The following is a 4,354-nucleotide window of genomic DNA, read 5'->3' as shown; positions in this document are numbered from 1 at the left end:
TTATCGACCACGATCGGATTAGCGCCGTCCAGCAGGCCGGGTACCGGTGGTAGAGGTACATCGCGCAGCGACACCGGCAGAGGGCCGGCGGCCTGCAAGGTCATCACAGCGGACAGCAGAGCGCCGCCGCAAAGCATTCGATACATGGCACGCATGGAAAATTCTCGCGACTGTTTTTACAAGTTATCAGGTGACTCGGCGTAGCCGGTCGCACACCAAGGGATCGGCGTGGGTCCGGCGTGCGCCGAACCGAAGGATTTAAGCGGCTATAACGCGTTTGCGCGATTGGAATGCCAATCCCAGCACGCCGCTCAGCATCATCCAAGCCGCGGCCGGCAACGGTACCGCGTTGACCACGGTCAAGCTGCTCAAGTTGGACATGTAGCGTCCGCCTCGACTGTCGCCGGGAATGATCGTGCGGAAGACCCCGGCACTGCCCAAACCGCTGCCTATGCCGTCGGCGTAAGCAATCAGGTCAGGCATGCCGCTAGCTTGCCGCGCCAGGATCTCGCCGAGCGAGTAGACCACGGTGTAATTGTCGGTAGCGGTCGCGACCACATAGGAAGTTTTCAGCGATGACGGATTGGTCGAGATACCGGACGCCACCAATAAATCCCACATCGACACGCCGGTGAATCCGGTCGCCGAACCCGTCGCCAAATTGCTGAAAGTCGTAATCGGGGTCAGCGAGCCCGGTAAGTTGGCCAGCGAGTAGCTACCGGGATTGCTTACCGCACCACCGACCGTGAATGAATTCGCTATACCGCCACTCCCTGTTCCCTGCCAAGCGACATGACCGACATCCAAACTGGTCAGGCTGGTCACGCTGGCGCCGTCGGCCGCGATCAGGCTGGGCGCGGCCAAGACGCCGTTGCTGTCTTGAAAGGCAATGATGTCCTGAGCTCCCCCGAAGTTGCCGCCGAGCTGATTGCCCATCGTGTACACGGTGCTACCGTTATTACCGGTCGCAACCACAAATTCACGTAAGAGATCGTTTTTCGGGCCATTCGCGCTGTTAGGCTGCGTGGCGACATAGCTGTTCAAATAACTATACAGCGACACGCCGGTATAGGTATTGCCGCCGACCGTTACCGATGTAGCGGCACCGAAAGCTTGCAGATCGGCGATGCTGAAACTTGCCGGGCTACCGCTTTTCAGGTAACCGCTCAGCATGACATCCGCCTCGGCGCTTGCCGGCAGCGACAGTGCAATGACCGAAGCGGCCAAGACGGTACGAGCTATCGATTTCAGGTTTTGCATGGTTTTCTTCCTCTGGTTCAAATAAAGTGGTCCGTGCGTTTTTAAAGTCGCGGCTGTTAGCCCAAGTCCCCAGCAGTCCTATACCAAGTACCAAGCGCAGGAAGCCACATGCCGTTCCGCCGCCAAGTCCCAAACAAAGCCTGTATTTAAGATGACCCTGGCGACGAGAATTTTTTCGATTTGTTATATCCGTCAAAATATATCGACGTTATGCACAATAAGTTATAACGAAATTGTTTGTCAATCCGGGTTTTTTGGACTAGCCACTGCCAGCATGAGCCTGGAAGCTACTCTGACAATCGGGGCTACGGGGGAGGCATCAGACTAAGGCGATAGGTTTTTACATATATTCAATCGTTAGCTTTCTAGTTAAGCCGCAAACAAATTGAATAACAGGCTTCATTGAAAATACCTGAGAAATAGTATGGTTCACGATCGTTTACCGCTTCGCCTGTCAATCGACGCCCGCCGTCGCGCTGCAGCGTCGGTTTATTGCAATTCGGAAGCCCATACCTGAAACGCCGAAAGTTCGGCAACGACTCGTCGACGAGTGGCGAGCCCTCGGCCTGACGGAAGTAAGCCATAAGCGCTAAGTCGAGCCGGCCTAATGCCTGCTTCGGCAACCGGTTAACGACTAACGCGCGCTTAGCCTTCTGCTTGTCTTCGCCAAACGGCGACGCCGGCGACCCTGGTTTGCCGCGCGCGATTCAAGCCGGCTTTATATCGAACGCAATGCAGATGCGTTCCTGGTCGGAATTGAACGGAATGGTGCGGTGGAACAGCGAGGATGGGAACAACACCAAGTCGCCGACTTTTTGATCGACGATTTGGGTCGGGAAGTCGTCGTGCAGGCGCGGGTAATCGTCGCCATCGGTGCCGTATTCGAAACTGCCTTCGTGGCTATCGCATTTATCCGGCAATTGCAGATACACGCAACCGCTGATCCAACCTTCCTCGTGGATGTGGGAAGTCAGATAGCCGCCCTGATTCATCCGTAAATACCAGGAACTGGCAAACTCCAGAGCTTTCGGAAAGCGCCGGATCAACGCGTCGTCGCTACCGGCGAAGTGGTCCCGGTAGGCTTTGACTTTGGCGCGGATCAACATCGCCAATTGTTGAAACGACGCTTCCGGCCGCTGCAGCAAGTTCCCCGCCGATTGCATGCCGTAATATAAACGGCCCTGCTTGCGCTCGGCGATGGCCAGGTGTTTGACGTCGTCCAACAATTGACTCAGTAATGCGCTATTCGGGTCGGCCAATTCTTCGATAAACGTATGCCGGACAAACCTCATCGGCTCGCGACAATAGCCGTAAGCGTCGGCTTGGCGAAAATTGGTGGCGTAATGGGTCGCCAGGCTGCCCAGCAACACCGAGCCATGACGGTCTTCAGCAACGAACTGGTCCAAGCACTGTTTAAAGGCATCGAACTGGCCGGTTTTATACAGGCATAAAAGCACCCGCTCCTGGGCGTCGGCAAAATCGGAGGCGGCAAAATACGGTATCGCCTGCTCGAACTGGCCGCCCAGGCAATAACTTTCGCCGAGATTGTAATTGGCCCGGCCGTGCTCGGCGTTGGCTTGCAGCGCCGCGCGGTAACAGCGCACGGCTTCGTCCATATTGGCCTGATCGCGGTAAATCTCGCCCAGGTCGTTCCAAGCGTCGGCGAATTGCGGATCCAGTTGTAAGGCTTGGTTGAAAGCTTCGATCGCTTGGCCGTGGGCGCCTTGATCGTAGAGATTGGTGCCGAGATTGAAATAGCCCAGCGCGTCGGCGTTGATTTCCAAGGCCTTGCGGTAACACTGCTCGGCGGCTTTCAGGTCGCCGAACGTTTGCAATACCGCCCCCCAATTAGCCCAGGCCTGAAAGTAACCCGGCTGCTGTTCCACCGCCTGCCGGTAATGCGTCGCCGCCTCCTGCCACTGACTTTGCTGTTGCAGCAATGCACCGAGGTTGAAGTGGGCGACCGTCAAATCCGGCTTGATTTGCAAGGCCTTGCGATAGGCGGCCATCGCGCCCTTGGCATCGTTAAGCTGGGTGTAAATCGCGCCGAGGTTAAAGTGAATTTCGGCGATGTTGGGATCGAGCGCGATCATCTTGCGAAAGCTGGCGGCCGCCTCGCGCAATTTGCCTTGCGCCTGTTGACACATGCCCAATAAATTCAAGGCCGGCAGCGATTTGGGAAATGCCGAGGCCAACGCTTGCGCCCGGACCTCGGCCAACGCGACTTGTCCGGCTTGAAATAGTTGGTGAATGGCTTGCAACTCCGCCGGTTGCGGTTGCTTGAGTGGGGCTTTCATAACGGCTGTCGGCATTCGAATAAACGAGGCTCGCAGCATACCGCAAACCGCGCCGACGCGGCAAAACCGGCCGGTTGTTCAATTGCGATCGCGGGCTGCCAAAGTTTCGCGCAATCGGCGGTTTTCAGCTTGCAAGCCTTCGATTTCTGCTAGCAGGCCGGCAACACGCTGCTGGATTTGCGCTTCGGTAAAACGCGGCGTGATGTGCTTCGGGCAATTCCAGTCGTAAGCTTTTACATCAATGACGATGGCCCGCTCGACGCCGGTTTCGGCCGGCAGCGCCGCCGGCCAGTCTGCCGCTCCCAATTCGACGATGCGGGCCACGCCCCAGATTTTCAACCGGCGCCGCGCCGCGTAGTCCATCAGAATCAACGCCACCCGCCCGTCCGCGTCCAGATTGCCGACGCTGATGTACTGGCGGTTGCCGCGCACATCGGCGTAAGCCAGCGTGCGTGGGTCCAACACTTTTAGAAAGCCGGGCCGGCCGCCGCGAAACTGCACGTAGGGCCAACCGGTTTCGCCGACGCTGGCCTGATAAAAGCCGTCGCGCTCGGCGACGAAGGCCTGCTCGGTTTCGCCCAGTTCGGCGCGCGGATCGGCGGCGGTTTCCAAACCGAGATTGCCGTCCCGGCTGCCGTAACGGTTCTGCGCCGCGCGCACCGAGTCGGTAAAACAAATGTCGGCAAAGGCTCTGGACATGGCGATCTACCTCGATTGCGGAAAGATGAAAATAATGGATGTTTTTTGTTGAAGCTTCGCGGCTTCGGCCAACCGGGCCATTCCCTTCGACTCCGCTC

Annotated in this window: 3 protein-coding genes; all 3 read right to left on the bottom strand. The window is 57.5% G+C overall.

Features of this window, described 5'->3' with window-relative positions:
- Positions 1-258: 258 nt before the first annotated feature.
- The 3 genes from A1355_RS08250 to A1355_RS08240 all read right to left on the bottom strand — a co-directional run bounded on the left by A1355_RS08250 (position 259) and on the right by A1355_RS08240 (position 4,256).
- Complete coding sequence (locus A1355_RS08250; protein WP_064026889.1) at positions 259-1,260, bottom strand: VPLPA-CTERM sorting domain-containing protein; 1,002 nt, start codon at positions 1,258-1,260, stop codon at positions 259-261.
- A gap of 707 nt (positions 1,261-1,967) precedes the next feature.
- Positions 1,968-3,557, bottom strand: coding sequence for a tetratricopeptide repeat protein (locus A1355_RS08245; protein WP_064026887.1), 1,590 nt, complete (start codon positions 3,555-3,557; stop codon positions 1,968-1,970).
- A gap of 78 nt (positions 3,558-3,635) precedes the next feature.
- Entirely contained in the window at positions 3,636-4,256 is a 621-nt protein-coding gene (locus A1355_RS08240; protein ID WP_064026885.1) for a pyridoxamine 5'-phosphate oxidase family protein, read from the bottom strand.
- Positions 4,257-4,354: the final 98 nt, after the last annotated feature.

The sequence above is a fragment of the Methylomonas koyamae genome (genome assembly GCF_001644025.1).
Classification (GTDB): Bacteria; Pseudomonadota; Gammaproteobacteria; order Methylococcales; family Methylomonadaceae; genus Methylomonas; species Methylomonas koyamae_A.
The sequence above is the reverse complement of the archived record's forward strand: the minus strand, read 5'-3'. Positions and strand labels throughout refer to the sequence as shown.

Bases quoted from the DNA above. Each gene is read 5' to 3' on its own strand.
- A1355_RS08250 (WP_064026889.1), bottom strand. From the start codon at position 1,260: ATGCAAAACCTGAAATCGATAGCTCGTACCGTCTTGGCCGCTTCGGTC.
- A1355_RS08245 (WP_064026887.1), bottom strand. From the start codon at position 3,557: ATGAAAGCCCCACTCAAGCAACCGCAACCGGCGGAGTTGCAAGCCATT.
- A1355_RS08240 (WP_064026885.1), bottom strand. From the start codon at position 4,256: ATGTCCAGAGCCTTTGCCGACATTTGTTTTACCGACTCGGTGCGCGCG.